The sequence below is a fragment of the Paenibacillus hamazuiensis genome (assembly GCF_023276405.1).
Lineage (GTDB): Bacteria > Bacillota > Bacilli > Paenibacillales > NBRC-103111 > Paenibacillus_AF > Paenibacillus_AF hamazuiensis.
On the sequence record NZ_JALRMO010000001.1, the window covers coordinates 2422251 to 2436360 of the forward strand.

The window sequence follows — 14110 nt, forward strand, 5'->3', positions numbered from 1 at the left end:
GATGTACCGCATATTTTTGGTGGAGGATGAAGAGCATTTGAGCGGCCTTTTGGCCGCTTATATGAGCAAGGAGAGCTGGCAGGTCCGAACGTTCGGCGACGGCGCATCGGCGCGCGCCGCCATTGCCGAACGCCCGGATTTGTGGGTCCTCGATATCATGCTTCCCGGCGGAATAGACGGTTTCCAGCTTCTTCGCGAGATTAAAGCGGACCGGCCATTCATGCCGGTCATTTTCATTTCCGCCAGAGACGCCGATATCGACCGGATCGTTGGGCTGGAGATGGGCAGCGACGATTATGTCTCCAAACCGTTTTTGCCCAGGGAGCTTGTCGTTCGTGTCGGCAAGCTGCTCGGACGGGTGTACGGAAAAAACATTGATGCGGATTCGAATCTGGCCGTAAACGTTCGACCGCGTTTGATCGTGCCGCCATATATCATAGACGAACAGGCCAGAACCGTACAAGACGAGCAAGGCCGGACGGTGGACCTCACCTCCAGAGAGTTCGACCTGCTGCTTTATTTTGCCGCAAACGCCGGGCAGCTGCTCATGCGGGAGCAGGTGCTGAACGCGGTGTGGGGCATCGATTATTTCGGCTCGGACCGCGTCGTGGACGACATGGTGCGCAGAGTCCGGCGCAAGCTGCCGGATATCAGGCTGGAAACCGTTTATGGTTACGGGTACAGGATGGTGAAAACATGAGAATCGGACAATGGCCGCTTGCCGTCAAACTTTGGGGGTTGTTCGCCGCGCTGACGCTGCTCGTTTTTATGCTGGTTTCCTTGCTGCTCCCCTGGATGCTGAAGAGCTTTTTTACCGAGCAGCTGTACGATATTTTGGTGGACTCGCAGGCTAACGTAAAGCTGCTGGGAAAAGCAAGCCCACTTTCGGTCATGGCAGTAGAGAGTAAACCCGTCATCCAACCCGACGTGCCTTCGGAAATCGCCGTCAAGCCTGCTGCAAAGACCGCATTTCCACTGGAAGCGGGACCGGCGAGTGTTTCCGGCGAGTCCGAAACCAATTCCGCCGATGCGGAAAAGGAACCTGTAACGCGCATGGTCGTCCAGTTCATGCCCCAAAATGGCGATGCCGAATCGGCGATTATCGAGCAAAAAATTCCCCGGCCGTTGGCTGCCGGCAAGGGAATCCTTGTCAGCAAGGCGCAACCCGCCGTTCCTGTGGTACAGCATTTTGTCATCAATGGCGACAACGAGCCCGGTTTGCCGGCGAAGGGAATGACCAATGAGCCCCCCGAAGCGTTTATGGAAGCGATAGAAAAAAATGCGCAGGAGCAGGCCGCACCTCTCGAAAAATATTCGCTGAGCGTGAACGATCAAAATCTGCTTTACGTCATCAAAAAAGAAATGCTCGACGGAAAACCGAATTATCTTGTCTCCTACGCCTGGGGCAATTACCGAAACGACCTGGTGATGTCGATGTTCGCGCGGCTGCTCGTGCTGATGGTCGGGGTAATAGCGGTCAGCCTGCTTCCCTGCATCGCGCTGGCCCGCTATTTGACGCGGCCGCTCGTTCAGATGGAACGCCATGTGGGGCGGCTTGCGGAACGCGATTGGCACGAGCCGCTCGAAACCCGCCGTAAGGACGAGATCGGCCGTCTCGCCCAGGCGATCGAAACGATGCGGCAAAGGCTGCTTCGCCAGGATAAAGCGCAGCAGTTCTTTTTGCAAAATATATCCCATGAACTGAAAACTCCCGTTATGGTCATACGCAGTTACGCGCAATCGATCCAGGACGGCATTTTTCCTAAAGGAACGCTGCAGGAGAGCCTGAACATCATGATGAAGGAAGCGGCACGCCTTGAAAAGCGCATCCGCGATTTGCTTCTGCTTAACAAATGGAACTACCTCTCCTCCCGGGTTAAAAACTTCGAACCGTTTCCGGTGAAGCCGATCGTCGAAGACGTGATCGAACGGCTCCGTTACCGTCGCCCGGAGATCGAATGGGAGCTGTCGATGGACGATTCGATTCAATTGAGCGGAGACCGCGAGCAGTGGATTGTCGCTTTCGAAAATATGCTCGACAACCAGCTAAGGTATGCACAATCGCGCATTTGCATCTCCGCTTCGCTGACGTCCGAATCCGGCGCGGAGCATTTTGCTGCAAGTCCCGTTATCCGCATCGCCAACGACGGACCCTCCCTCGATGAGGAAACGGCCGAAAGCTTGTTCGAACCGTTCAAAACCGGAAAGGACGGACAATTCGGGCTTGGTCTTGCCATCGTCCGGCAAATTGCCGAGCATCATCGGATGTCGGTGAGCGCCGTCAATGAAGAGGGGGAAGTGGTATATTATTTGAGGGGCACCCCCTAAATCCCCCTAAAGGGGGACCCCAGGCGCTCAGGCGCCCTGGACCCGCCCGCTGGGAGGTCATGCTCGCTGCTAGGGTCGCGTCTGTCGGGCATGGATTTTTTACCTTCGCGTAAAAAAACCTATGCCCGACACGCTGCACTTTTTTTGCGAGGATGCGTGGAGCAGGGGGGAGCGCCTCGGACTCGCGAAAACTAAAGACTGTAGGCCAAGCTGCGTTGTGAAAAGCAAAGGCGAAAATCAAAAACGCATAAGGCAAGAATATCCAAGAGAATGTCCTTTTCATTCGGCGTTCTCTTTTTATTATTTTCAAAAAGGCGATTGCCTTATTTTTTTGAAGCAGCACATATTGTTGCTTATCTAACCATTTGGGGTACCGCCAGCTGAATGACGTAAAACCCACGATATGACATTATTTACCATGAAAAATGCCGAAATCCTTACGCTAAGGAATTTTCGGCATCTTTTGCTTATTCTTGATCCTTTAGGATGGATAAGGACACTGTGGAATATACAAGTAGGGGGCGAACAGTTTTAGCTACGGGATAAATGTCTCCCACGGATACGCTCGTTCTGTCCTGGTTACCGTTCATCCACCCAGAAAGAAAAGTGGTCAACCAGCAAATGCTGGTTGACCTCATGATACGACGGATACGATAGCTGAATACAAAAAGGGCTCCCGCCAACCAAACGCGGATTTCGTACGTTAAGCAATTTGTGATGGCAATTTAATGATAAAAACGAAAGCTAATACATTTTATGATCGTGGATTTATTCAACTAATGAAGGTCAACGGAATTTAGATTTCAGTCGATTCTAAATCAAGTAAATGTGACACTAAAGTCTCTGGTTGTGAGAAAAACGGCGAGTGATCTGTATCCATAGATATGACCTTCTTACACGGCGTCGCAGAATACATTTCTCTTTGAAATCCTGTAGAAATCTGCGGCTTGAGTTATCACAATTCCGCCACTACTGTGTCCAACCATAATTACAGATTCGGATTCATTATCCAATACATTACATACGGTGTCAGTATAATCTTTAAGCGTAACGTCAGAAGAAAAGGTGTCATTTGAACCGTGTCCAGGCAAATCAAGCGCGATCACCTTATGCCCGTGTTCCTTCAATGCAAGTAATACTTCTTCCCAACACCATGCACCGTGCCATGCACCGTGAACCAAGACAAACGTACTCATCTTATTTCTCCTCACGTACTGTATCAGAAGGCGCTGAATTGCGTTGCATTACTGCACCAAAACGTCCGAAAATGGGCTATGCACGAAGTACAATTGATCTTCATGCGCTAAGGATTACCGACTTTTATTTTGGTAAAAACTGTATTAGCGTGAGTTTTACGTTAATTGGCTGGCGGTACCCCCATTTGCCCGAAAGGATGGATACGTCGCCTCCCGTAATATGTTTACATATTATTTGTTATGTCTACATTTTTCTTCTTGTAACAGCCCCGATTTTATGTAGAATAGGGGGAAAGGATTGCTTGGCTGCATAATTTGGCGGAGGTGCATGATGAATGGACGTAATTCAAAAGATGTTCGACCATATTCATTGGGCTAATTTGCGCATTCTCGAAGGCTTGCGGAGCGTGGAGCCGAAGGAACACGAGAAGGCGATCAAGCTGTTCGCCCATATTCTTCATTCGGAGCGGGTATGGTTCACCCGACTGCAAGGTAAAGACAGCTCGCATATTCCGATATGGCCGGAGCTCGATATTTCCGCCTGTTCGGAGCTGGTCAGCCGCAACCATGAAGATTTTAACGCTTATCTCGCAACCGTCACGGATGCCAATGTGAATGATACGATTACATACAGAAATCAAACGGGAAGGCAGTATACGACCTCCATCCGCGATATTTTGACGCATCTGGCTCTGCACGGACAATATCACCGGGGACAAATCAATTCCTTGCTGCGTGCCAAAGGCGAGGAGCCGGTAAACGTCGATTTTATTACTTATGTCAGATAGAAGGAAATTTGTCCCATTGTGTCGAAAGTTTTGGCCGAAGGATGTGAACGATGCATTCCATCCGTTTACTCGACGGCAGAAGGGACACTGCATATGCTGCAAAGAGAGTTCAACGCAAAGCTTTTATTCACCAACAAACAAATCAGGCTCATTTTCCTGCTCACCTTGCTGATTTCCACGTTCATTTCCTCGGCGAGCCTTTTTTTATATTACGATTACCGCAACAAGCTGGACAAAGAATTAAACCAGCCTAACGCAGAGCTTTTGCGAATCAATTTGGATGTAACGAACCGGGCTTTCCGTAATTACGATCATAAGGCGGTACAGCTTTCTTTCCACCCGCTGGTCGCAGACTTCGTTTCATCTTCCGGCGAACGGAAGCCGGAGGTTGCGGCAAGCCTTCTGTCTTACTTGAAAGCAAGCGCTTTCGAAGAGGATATTCACTCGGTCTATGTAGCTGATTTGACAAATCATAAGGTCATTTCTTCGAAAGCGGGGCAGGAGCAAGCGTTCGAGGAGATCAATGATCAAAGCTGGCTTGCGTGGATAAAGGATATGGAGAAAAAACCGTTGCTGATCAAAAAAAGGTCGACCGGAGACGGATCCGAAGCGTCACCTGCCAGGATAGACCTGATTTCGTTGTACCGTCCGATCCGCTTCGAAGATAAGCTCGTCGGGCTTGTCGTTTTGAATATCGATTACGACCGGCTGTTTACGAGCATCCATACCCAGTTAAACGCACCCCAGTATATCTTCAACCTGGACGGGGAACTGATTTATCCGAAAACCAATTTGCCTGTTACCGAGACGGACATGCACAAGGTGATCGAAGCCATCGATATTCAGCCTTTTAAGGAAGTGAAGCTGGGGAAGACGGTGTACCTGGCCAACCAGGCGTTTTCCGATATGACGGGCTGGCGCTGGGTTTCGTTAATATCTTTGGAGGATTTGCTCAAGAACGCTCGGCTGGTGCGCAACATCATCGTTATGCTTTCGCTTCTCTCGATTGTGATCGGGTGCGTAGCCATTTATTATTACAGCTTCACGGCCTCCCGTCCGGTCAAAAGAATACGCGAGCTGATCGGGCAGGATGGGAAGTCGCATGCGCCGGGAGATTTACATGATATTGAGCAGTACATTCATAAGCTGATCAGGGAGTTTGACTTGAACTCCGCGATCAGCAGGGAGAGTCTGCCGGAAATTCGCGCCAAGTATGTCCAGGATGTGTTGTTTCACCGCATAGGGGCCAAAGAAATTCAATTCAAATGGCAAAGATATTTCCAGGAATGGACCGAAGCGCCGCTGACCGCGGCCATCGTTTCAATTAACCGTTACAAGGCTTGGTCGGCTGAATTCAGCGAAGAAGACCAGCTTCTTCTGAAATATGCGCTGAACAATCTCATTCATGAAATTTTCGAGCCCGATTGGAACTCCATCGGCATCACTCTTGACAAAGAGAACCTGCTTTTGATCGTGCAGCCGAAACGAAGCCAGCCGGATTCTATACAGTCCGCACAGGCCCAGTTCGATAAAGTCATTGAAATGTCCCGAAAATATTTGCACATGCAGCTTTCCGCGGGCCTTGGAACGCCGGTCCCGTCGATTTCCGGGCTGCACCGCTCTTATTCCGAAGCCGCAGCCGCTTTGGCTTACCGCTTATATGCGGGCTTCGGGAAAACCATCTGCGCCCATCCCGTTATGCAGCATAAAGATTTTACCGAGGCGCAAGCGGAAAAGGTAAAACGCGAATGGCTCGGCTGCGCGGAGTCGGGCGAATCTCAGGAACTTGCCGAAAGCATCAAACGATGGTCCGAAGCGGTTTTGGAAATGCGCCATTCCCCGGATTCGGTTTATTCCTTTGCCGACGGGTGGATAGAATTGCTGGCGGAGCTTAGCCAAACACACGATCTCTTAAAGCCGGCCGCTCTGGAGGATTATACGTCCCATCAGCTGAAAATGATGGATCTTGAGGATCTCACCGCACTCCTTCTTGATGTATCGGTTCACACAGCGACCGCGCTCAAAAACCGGCTGAACCGCAAGGAACACTCGATTGTGCAGCGAATGATTCAATACATGAGAGAACGTCTGAGTGAAAATATCGGATTGCAGCACATCGCCGATTCGATCCAGATGAGCACCTCGTCCGTCAGCAGCATATTTAAACAGGAAACCGGTTTTTCGGTGTACGAGTATTTGACCAACCTGCGCATTGAGGAAGCTTGCCGCCTGCTGATCGAAACGGAACGTAAAATAGCGGACATCGCGATGCACGTCGGCTACCAGAACGAAACGAGCTTTATCCGAAGCTTCCGTAAGGTGAAGGGAATGACGCCCGGCAAATTCCGGGAGATCAGCAAACCGTATTAATCCAAAAATTGGGGCTTGTCCCCAATTTTTTTGCTTTTCCGGCATGCACAAGCATGCAGATCGAACTAAAAGTTTGCAGATCGGCCAAAAACAAGCGCTTTTGGCGTATTTGCCGATTTGCTGTAAAAACGGCAGATTGCCGGGAGCGTCTGACAGCCATAGACTGATCTTGCAGCTTGGAGCGCTGCGAGCGGGCAAACGGTCCGACTTTCAAACGAATACTTGGAGAAGAGAGGTAGAGGTATGAGCAGGTGGAAGTGGAATGCAGCACTCGCCATGACGGTTATTGCGGGGTTGACCGTACTCACCGCATGCGGCGGAAAGGCGCAAACAACCGGAACGCAGGGGGGTAAAAAAATCGACTTTCCGACAAAGCCGATCAGCTTGATCGTTCCGTTCGCAGCCGGCGGAGGCACCGATACGACGGCGAGGGCGCTGGCCAAATCAGCGGAAAAAATTTTGAAGCAGCCGATTACAGTCGTCAATAAAACGGGCGGCGGCGGCTCGGTCGGAATGACGGAAGGCTCGAATGCGAAAAACGACGGCTACACGGTAACGGTGATTACGGTGGAGCTTACAACTTTGTCGCACCTCGGTTTGTCGCCGATTACGTACCAAAACTTCAAACCGATCGCAATGATGAACTACGAGCCGGCAGCGATCACGGTACGTTCCGACAGCCAGTGGAAAACGATGAAAGAGTTTCTGGACTATGCAAAAGCGAATCCGGGGCAGCTCAAGCTGGGGAACTCCGGGACGGGGGCGATCTGGCATTTGGCCGCCGCCGCTTTGGAGAAAGGCACCGGGACAAAATATAACCACATCCCGTTTGAAGGAGCGGCGCCTGCGATCTCAGCACTGCTCGGAGGCCATGTGGATGCGGTGCCGGTCAGCCCGCCCGAGGTGAAATCCCAAGTGGAGTCGGGCAAGCTGCGAGCGCTCGCCGTGCTGGACGACAAGCCGGCCGAGGTGCTGGCGGGTGTCAAGACGCTAAAGGAAGAGACCGGCATCGAATTCAGCTATATCGGGACGTGGAGAGGACTCGGCGTTCCGAAGGATACTCCGGATGAGATCGTGCAGCTGCTCTCCGATGCTTTTATGAAAGGAATGGAGGATGCCGAATTTAAAGAATTTATGAAAAAGAACGAGCTCACCATCGTTGCCAAGGACAGCAAAAGCTTTGGCCAATATTTGAAGGAAAACCACGATAAATTCGGCAAGCTCATTCCTGAACTTGGCCTGTCCAAAAAATAGTTCCATTCCGCCGGAGGTCATTTTCATGAGTTGGAAGCAAAATTTGGGCTTTTATATGTCGCTTGTCGTGATGGCGTGGTCGGCCATGATCTTTTGGCAATCGTGGGAGCTTGATTATTATAGCAATTTGGGTCCGGGACCGGGCTTGTTTCCGAGATGGCTAAGCGGGTCGCTGCTTATCGTTTCCATCCTGTACATGCTCGGCTCGATCCGCCGACCTATCGTTTGGTCGATGGCGATGCCCAAAGGAAAGGACTTGCTCCACGTTCTGATGGTGCTTGTTTCCGTTGCCATCTTTATTTTGACGCTGGATTTGCTCGGTTTTATTATATCCGGAAGTTTGATGGTGACTTTGCTTTTGATACGTTCTTACCTGTGGCCGCGTGCTGTGGCCATCGCCTTGTCGGCATGCTTGCTGATTTATTTCACCTTCAGCGAATGGCTTGAAGTGCCGCTGCCGGGCGGCCAAATATGGGATTGGATCGGGTGATGACGCATGCCGGACTTTGATGTGATTGCACAAGGATTTGCAACCGCTTTAAGCGGATGGAATTTGCTGTACTGCCTTATCGGCGTATCGATCGGCATGCTGGTCGGCGTGCTTCCGGGCCTCGGTCCGACGACCGGAGTCGCGGTGCTGCTGCCGATCACCTTCGGCATGGAACCGGTTTCCGCGATCATCATGCTTTGCGGCATCTATTACGGAGCGATGTACGGGGGAACGATCACCTCGGTGCTGATCAATACGCCGGGCGAAGCGGCATCGGTCGTTACATGCCTGGACGGTAACCCGCTGGCCAAACAGGGACGGGCGGGGGCGGCATTAGGCATCGCCGGTCTCGGCTCTTTTATCGGGGGCACGGTTTCCATTCTCGGACTTGTGTTCATCGGGCCGCCGCTTGCCGAATGGGCGCTCCGCTTCGGTCCGCCGGAATTTTTCGCCTTGATGGTGCTGGGTTTGTCCAGCGTCATCGGGCTGATGGGCAAATCGATCGTTCGCGGCTTATTATCCGCGCTGCTTGGCCTGAATCTGGCGATGATCGGCATCGATCCGATGTCGGGTACGCTGCGTTTCACTTTCGACATTCCCAACCTCATGAGCGGAATCGATTTTGTCATTGTCGCTATGGGCTTGTTCGGCTTATCGGAAATTTTGATCGGAATTGAGAATATGGCTTCCTCCGAAAAACCTCCCAAGCTGCAGGGAATGCTGCCGCGCAAGGAGGAGTGGGGTCCCAGCATGAAGGCGATCGGACGGGGAACGGTCCTGGGTTTTATCATCGGCCTCATTCCCGGCACGAATTCCGTCATCCCCGCGCTTCTTTCCTACTCACTGGAAAAAAAGCTGGCCAAAGACCCGTCCCGGTTCGGCAAAGGTGCGCTCGAAGGGGTAGCCGGTCCGGAGACGGCCAACAATTCCTATTGCGGCGGGGCATTAATTCCGCTTTTTACACTGGGCATTCCGAGTTCGCCGACAATCGCCATCATTTTGGGTGCGTTCATGATGCACGGTTTAACACCGGGACCTACCTTGTTCGAAAATAATCCGGTATTCGTATGGGGCGTTGTGGCAAGCATGTTCGTCGGCAATATCGCCTTGCTGTTTATGAATTTGCCGATGGCCGGTTGGTGGGCCCGCATTGCGATGATCCCGCCGAAGCTGCTTTATCCGCTCATCCTGGTCATCTCCGTCGTAGGGGCGTATACCGCGAACAACAGCTTGTTTGACGTCGGAGTTATGCTCGTTTTCGGCATATTGGGTTATTTGATGAAAAAAACGGATATTCCGATGGCTCCGATCGTGCTGACCTTTGTGCTTGGCAAAATGATGGAGAGCTCGCTTCTGCAATCGTTAAAACTTCTGGACGGTTCATTTCTGAGGCTGTTCGAGAGGCCGATATCCGGAATGATACTGGGTCTGGCAATTGTGATCCTGCTCTTCGGCACCATATCGGGCTTCAGAAAAAAAGGCCGGGGGTATTCCGCCGACGTGGAGCTGTAGCTCGTTAGTAGAAACAAAACGAACATTTGCGGAGGAGTGATCTGAACATGCAAATCGATTTATCGGGAAAAGTGGCGCTTGTAACGGGTGCCAGTTCGGGCATAGGCGCGGGCATTGCGCAAGTATTGGCCGAGGCCGGTGCCAAAGTGGCCGTCAATTATAACAGCAGCCGCGAGAAAGCGGAAGATGTGGTGAGCCGAATCAGGCAGGCAGGCGGCATAGCGCAGGCTTTTCAAGGCGATGTTACTTCCGCGGAGCAAATCGCCGTGCTGGTGAAGCAGATCGGTTCGGAGATGGGCACGATCGACATTTTGATAAATAATGCGGGGCATATGCTTGAGAGATTGGCCAACGCGGAAATGACCGAATCGCTTTATAGCCGGGTCATCGATCTGAATCTGAAAAGCACCGTATTTATGTCCAAAGCGGTGCTGCCCGGCATGTTCGCCCAGAGAAGCGGCCGCATCGTAAATATGTCTTCCGTTGCCGCCCATCATGGGGGAGGGCCGGGCGCCAGCATATATGCGGCAAGCAAAGCGGCCGTCATCGCCTATACGAAAGGATTGGCCAAAGAGGCCGCTCCTTACGGCGTGCTCGTCAACTGCGTTTCGCCCGGTTTTATCGGCAGTACCCGCTTCCATGCGCAGCTAACCTCGGAGGAGGGACGGCAGGCGGCGATAGCCGGCACGCCGCTCGGCCGCCAAGGGGAGCCGGCGGATGTGGCGGGCGCCGTGTTGTTCCTCGCATCGTCGCTTTCCGGTTTTATTACCGGAGAAACGATCGAAATTAACGGCGGCGCCTATATGCGGTAACGAATCGAAAAAAAACGCGAAGTCGCGACCATGCGGCTTGGCGTTTTTTTCTTTTGCACTTGATGCGCGCGCGCATTTTCTTTAAGATGAGGGCACCGGGACATAGTCGCGGATATTAAAAATGAGCGCGGCCATCGTAGATTTGCTACATATGTAAGCGCAACCAAAATTGCTACGATAATGACGTAATCATAACCGTTACCTTAGAGGAGGTCAATTGACAAGATGAGAAAAACGGCTTTAAGCATGTTCGCCATCATTTTCGCTTTATCCCTGGGATTGATGGGGTGTTCGGAACGGCAGGGGGGAGGCGCGGCGGCGACGAACAGTCCGGCTCCGGCCGGCAATCCCGGCAGCGGTGGGAACTCAAGCGGAGGCGGCGACAAAACGAGAATCACCGTATACGGCTCGACCAGCGACAAGCCGGTTCAAGAGGTGTACAAGCAAATTGCGGCCGATTTCACCAAGGAAAATCCGAATCTCGAGGTCGATCTGCAGTTCCCAGGCTCCGAATATGAAAATATTCTCAAGGTGAAAATGGCGGCGAACGATTTGCCGGACATTTTCGATACTCATGGCTGGGCGATTATTCGCTACGGCAAATATTTGGCCGATCTGAAGGATCAGCCATGGGTCTCCCAGATGACCGACACGATCAAAAACGTCGTAACCGACAAAAACGGCAAGGTGCATGCGCTCGTCATGAGCGAGGCGAAAGACGGTCTCACCTATAACGAGGATCTGCTGAAATCGTATAACATCGAGCCGCCGAAAACGTTCGACGAGCTGATGGCGGCCGCCGAGAAAATCAAAAACGAAAGCAAAGGCGAAGTGACTCCGTTTTATTTTTCCGGCGTTGACGATTGGATGATCGGGCAGTTTTTCGATTATTTCGCGACGTCGCTCCTGATCAGCCCGCAGCAAAATGAAGCGCAAAATTTGCTCGACAACAAAATGGATTGGAACAAATGGACGCCGCTTCCGGAAAAGCTTCTGGAGATGCAGAAGAAGGGCTATATCAATAAAGACGTGCTTACGGCCAAATACAGCGATTTGCCGAAGCAGTTCGCACAAGGCAAAGTTGCGTTCACCTTGCTCGGCCCGTCGTTCGCGGACGAAGTGCACAAGATCAAACCGGATCTGCAGATCGGCTTCATGCCTGTCCCGGCGATGGTGGCCGGCGATGCACCTAACTTCTCGGGCGGAGAGCGTTACACGATGGGCGCATGGAAGGACAGCAAGCATTTGGAGGAATCCAAGAAACTGATCGCGTTTTTCGCGAAGCCGGAAAATATGGCGAAGTTCGCGAATGTGACCAAGCTGCCCCCGGGACTCAAAGGTGTGACGGCAAAACACGAATTCACCCCGTATTACGACAAATATTCCGGCATCCGCGTATTCCCGTACTTTGACCGCGTGTACTTGCCTAACGGCATGTGGGACGTGATGTGCAAAACCGGCACGTCGCTGCTCGCCGGCAACGTCTCGCCGAAGCAGTATTCCGAGAAAATGAAGCAGGAAGTCGAGAGACTAAGAAATAAATAACCCCCGATGACGATAGGGAGGAGGAGACCGTTACCTTGACGAAGACAGAAATGGCTGCGGCAGAGCTGCCATCGGCCGGACGGACGAAGAGCGGTGTCCGCCGCCTGTTCCATTCGCCGGCCATGCTGAATCTGCTCTATGCGCCGGCGCTCATTTTGTTTGCGCTGTTTATTTTTTACCCCTTTCTGAAGGGGATACAAATTTCTTTTACGAATTGGGACGGGTATTCCCAGGAATACAAATGGATCGGCTTCGCGAACTACGAAAGAATGACCACCGACCCCGACATCGGCAAAGTTATTTGGAATACGTTTATATACGGCATCGGCAGTACGATCCTGCAAAATATCGTCGGGTTGGCTTACGCGCTGTTTTTAAACCGAAGCTTGGCAACCCGCGGGCTTACGCGGACAATCGTCTATTTGCCGGTCATCATCAGCCCGCTAATAATGGGATATATTTGGTATTTCTTTTTCCAATACCAGGGCGGGGCGATCAACGATATTTTGCTGCTGTTTCAGGAGAAACCCGCCAATTTGCTCGGAGATTCGGATCTCAACGTCTGGATCATTACGTTTGTCAATACGTACCAATACCTCGGCATTGCGATGGTCATATTTTTGGCGGGATTGCAGTCGATCCCGAGAGATTATTACGAGGCTGCAACGATTGACGGAGCCGGATCTTATGCGAGATTTTGCCATGTCACCTGGCCGCTGCTTGCGCCTTCCTTTACGGTCAGCATGGTGCTTAATCTGATCGGCGGGCTGAAGCTGTTCGACGTGATTACCGCGCTGACGAACAGCGGTCCGGGCTACGCGTCGGCGTCTCTCTCCACGCTCATGTACCAGCTGTACTTTGGCCGGCAGGATGCCGGTTACGCGGCTTCGATCGGCAATTTGATGTTCGCGATCATTTCGGTCGTCAGCATATTCGCCCTGATGTATTTGCGGCGCCGGGAGGTGACGTCATGATGCGCAAACGGGTGTGGTTAAATGCCGCGGCGTTGATCATTTGTCTCATACACGTGCTGCCGTTTTACATTTTGATCACCACCTCGATGAAAGCGGCGGACGACCCCAGTTCAAAATGGATTATGCCCGGGTATTGGTACACCGATAACTTTACGAACGCGTTCCGGGAAGCGAATTTAGGCACCGCGTTTATCAATAATGCAACGGTGACGGGGTTTGCCGTCCTGCTGATCGTCATCCTCGGATCGGTCGCCGCGTATCCGTTATCCCGCCACCGAACGCCGTGGAACAAATTCATCTATACGCTGTTCATATCGGCGCTTATCGTACCGCCGCTGACGATATTGGTGCCGCTGTATAAACTGATGGTGGATATCGGCGCGATGAACCATTTTTGGGGCATCATTTTGCTGCATGTGACGTTTAATTTGCCGATGACGATCTTTTTGTACACCGGATTCATCGGCACGATCCCGCGCGAGCTCGACGAAGCGGCGATGATCGACGGAGCCGGACGGCTCGGCTTGTTTTACCGGATTTTGCTGCCGCTGCTGAAGCCTATCACCGCAACGGTCATCATCTTAAGCGGTGTGGCGATATGGAACGATTACCAGTTTTCGGTGTTTTTCCTGCAGCAGCCTTCGATGCGTACGGTGACGGTGGCGCTGGCGAGCTTTTTCGGACAATACAACAACAATATCGGCTGGGTCGCAGCCGGCTCTTTTATGGCGGCGATTCCCATTTCGGCGGTCTATCTCTTTTTGCAGCGTTATTTTATTCACGGATTGTCTTCGGGAGCGGTTAAAGGATAAAATGGACTATACCATACCATCGCTTCAGG

General features: G+C 52.0%; 12 protein-coding genes. 11 read left to right on the forward strand and 1 reads right to left on the reverse strand.

Features of this window, described 5'->3' with window-relative positions; genetic code table 11:
• Position 1 precedes the first annotated feature (1 nt).
• Together MYS68_RS10690 and MYS68_RS10695 are read left to right on the forward strand one after the other, a co-directional pair.
• Positions 2-700, forward strand: a complete 699-nt coding sequence (locus MYS68_RS10690; protein WP_248925831.1) for a response regulator transcription factor — start codon at positions 2-4, stop codon at positions 698-700.
• Positions 697-2328 carry a sensor histidine kinase gene (locus MYS68_RS10695; RefSeq protein ID WP_248925832.1) on the forward strand — a complete coding sequence of 544 codons (1632 nt, stop codon included), beginning with the start codon at positions 697-699 and terminating at the stop codon, positions 2326-2328. The genes MYS68_RS10690 and MYS68_RS10695 overlap by 4 nt, the downstream gene beginning before the upstream one ends.
• 893 nt (positions 2329-3221) lie before the next feature.
• Here the strand turns inward: MYS68_RS10695 and MYS68_RS10700 are convergent.
• A complete protein-coding gene (locus tag MYS68_RS10700; protein WP_420852108.1) occupies positions 3222-3524 on the reverse strand; it encodes an alpha/beta fold hydrolase in 303 nt (100 codons plus the stop codon).
• A 335-nt stretch (positions 3525-3859) separates the two neighbouring features.
• Between MYS68_RS10700 and MYS68_RS10705 the strand changes: the two genes are divergently transcribed.
• The 9 genes from MYS68_RS10705 to MYS68_RS10745 all read left to right on the forward strand — a co-directional run bounded on the left by MYS68_RS10705 (position 3860) and on the right by MYS68_RS10745 (position 14081).
• The gene (locus MYS68_RS10705) at positions 3860-4312 is read left to right on the forward strand and encodes a DinB family protein (protein WP_248925833.1); all 453 of its coding nucleotides are present in this window, start codon (positions 3860-3862) and stop codon (positions 4310-4312) included.
• Between the two features lie 93 nt (positions 4313-4405).
• Positions 4406-6682 (forward strand): AraC family transcriptional regulator, encoded by a 2277-nt coding sequence (locus MYS68_RS10710; protein WP_248925834.1) that lies wholly within the window; start codon positions 4406-4408, stop codon positions 6680-6682.
• A 243-nt stretch (positions 6683-6925) separates the two neighbouring features.
• On the forward strand, positions 6926-7936 hold the full coding sequence (locus tag MYS68_RS10715; protein ID WP_248925835.1) for a tripartite tricarboxylate transporter substrate binding protein: 1011 nt from the start codon (positions 6926-6928) through the stop codon (positions 7934-7936).
• Between the two features lie 25 nt (positions 7937-7961).
• A complete protein-coding gene (locus MYS68_RS10720) occupies positions 7962-8426 on the forward strand; it encodes a tripartite tricarboxylate transporter TctB family protein (protein WP_248925836.1) in 465 nt (154 codons plus the stop codon).
• Between the two features lie 6 nt (positions 8427-8432).
• Entirely contained in the window at positions 8433-9938 is a 1506-nt protein-coding gene (locus tag MYS68_RS10725) for a tripartite tricarboxylate transporter permease (protein ID WP_248925837.1), read from the forward strand.
• A 47-nt stretch (positions 9939-9985) separates the two neighbouring features.
• The gene (locus MYS68_RS10730) at positions 9986-10750 is read left to right on the forward strand and encodes an SDR family NAD(P)-dependent oxidoreductase (protein WP_248925838.1); all 765 of its coding nucleotides are present in this window, start codon (positions 9986-9988) and stop codon (positions 10748-10750) included.
• Between the two features lie 225 nt (positions 10751-10975).
• Complete coding sequence (locus tag MYS68_RS10735; RefSeq protein WP_248925839.1) at positions 10976-12295, forward strand: ABC transporter substrate-binding protein; 1320 nt, start codon at positions 10976-10978, stop codon at positions 12293-12295.
• A gap of 122 nt (positions 12296-12417) precedes the next feature.
• Positions 12418-13269, forward strand: a complete 852-nt coding sequence (locus MYS68_RS10740) for a carbohydrate ABC transporter permease (RefSeq protein ID WP_248930872.1) — start codon at positions 12418-12420, stop codon at positions 13267-13269.
• Positions 13266-14081, forward strand: a complete 816-nt coding sequence (locus MYS68_RS10745) for a carbohydrate ABC transporter permease (protein ID WP_248925840.1) — start codon at positions 13266-13268, stop codon at positions 14079-14081. Before MYS68_RS10740 ends, MYS68_RS10745 begins: the two co-directional genes overlap by 4 nt.
• Positions 14082-14110: the final 29 nt, after the last annotated feature.

Excerpts from the sequence above, each read along its gene's own strand:
- MYS68_RS10710 (WP_248925834.1), top strand. The coding sequence starts at position 4,406 with ATGCTGCAAAGAGAGTTCAACGCAAAGCTTTTATTCACCAACAAACAA.
- MYS68_RS10695 (WP_248925832.1), top strand. The coding sequence starts at position 697 with ATGAGAATCGGACAATGGCCGCTTGCCGTCAAACTTTGGGGGTTGTTC.
- MYS68_RS10720 (WP_248925836.1), top strand. The coding sequence starts at position 7,962 with ATGAGTTGGAAGCAAAATTTGGGCTTTTATATGTCGCTTGTCGTGATG.
- MYS68_RS10725 (WP_248925837.1), top strand. The coding sequence starts at position 8,433 with ATGCCGGACTTTGATGTGATTGCACAAGGATTTGCAACCGCTTTAAGC.
- MYS68_RS10715 (WP_248925835.1), top strand. The coding sequence starts at position 6,926 with ATGAGCAGGTGGAAGTGGAATGCAGCACTCGCCATGACGGTTATTGCG.
- MYS68_RS10740 (WP_248930872.1), top strand. The coding sequence starts at position 12,418 with ATGCTGAATCTGCTCTATGCGCCGGCGCTCATTTTGTTTGCGCTGTTT.
- MYS68_RS10705 (WP_248925833.1), top strand. The coding sequence starts at position 3,860 with ATGGACGTAATTCAAAAGATGTTCGACCATATTCATTGGGCTAATTTG.
- MYS68_RS10735 (WP_248925839.1), top strand. The coding sequence starts at position 10,976 with ATGAGAAAAACGGCTTTAAGCATGTTCGCCATCATTTTCGCTTTATCC.
- MYS68_RS10690 (WP_248925831.1), top strand. The coding sequence starts at position 2 with ATGTACCGCATATTTTTGGTGGAGGATGAAGAGCATTTGAGCGGCCTT.
- MYS68_RS10730 (WP_248925838.1), top strand. The coding sequence starts at position 9,986 with ATGCAAATCGATTTATCGGGAAAAGTGGCGCTTGTAACGGGTGCCAGT.
- MYS68_RS10745 (WP_248925840.1), top strand. The coding sequence starts at position 13,266 with ATGATGCGCAAACGGGTGTGGTTAAATGCCGCGGCGTTGATCATTTGT.
- MYS68_RS10700 (WP_420852108.1), bottom strand. The coding sequence starts at position 3,524 with ATGAGTACGTTTGTCTTGGTTCACGGTGCATGGCACGGTGCATGGTGT.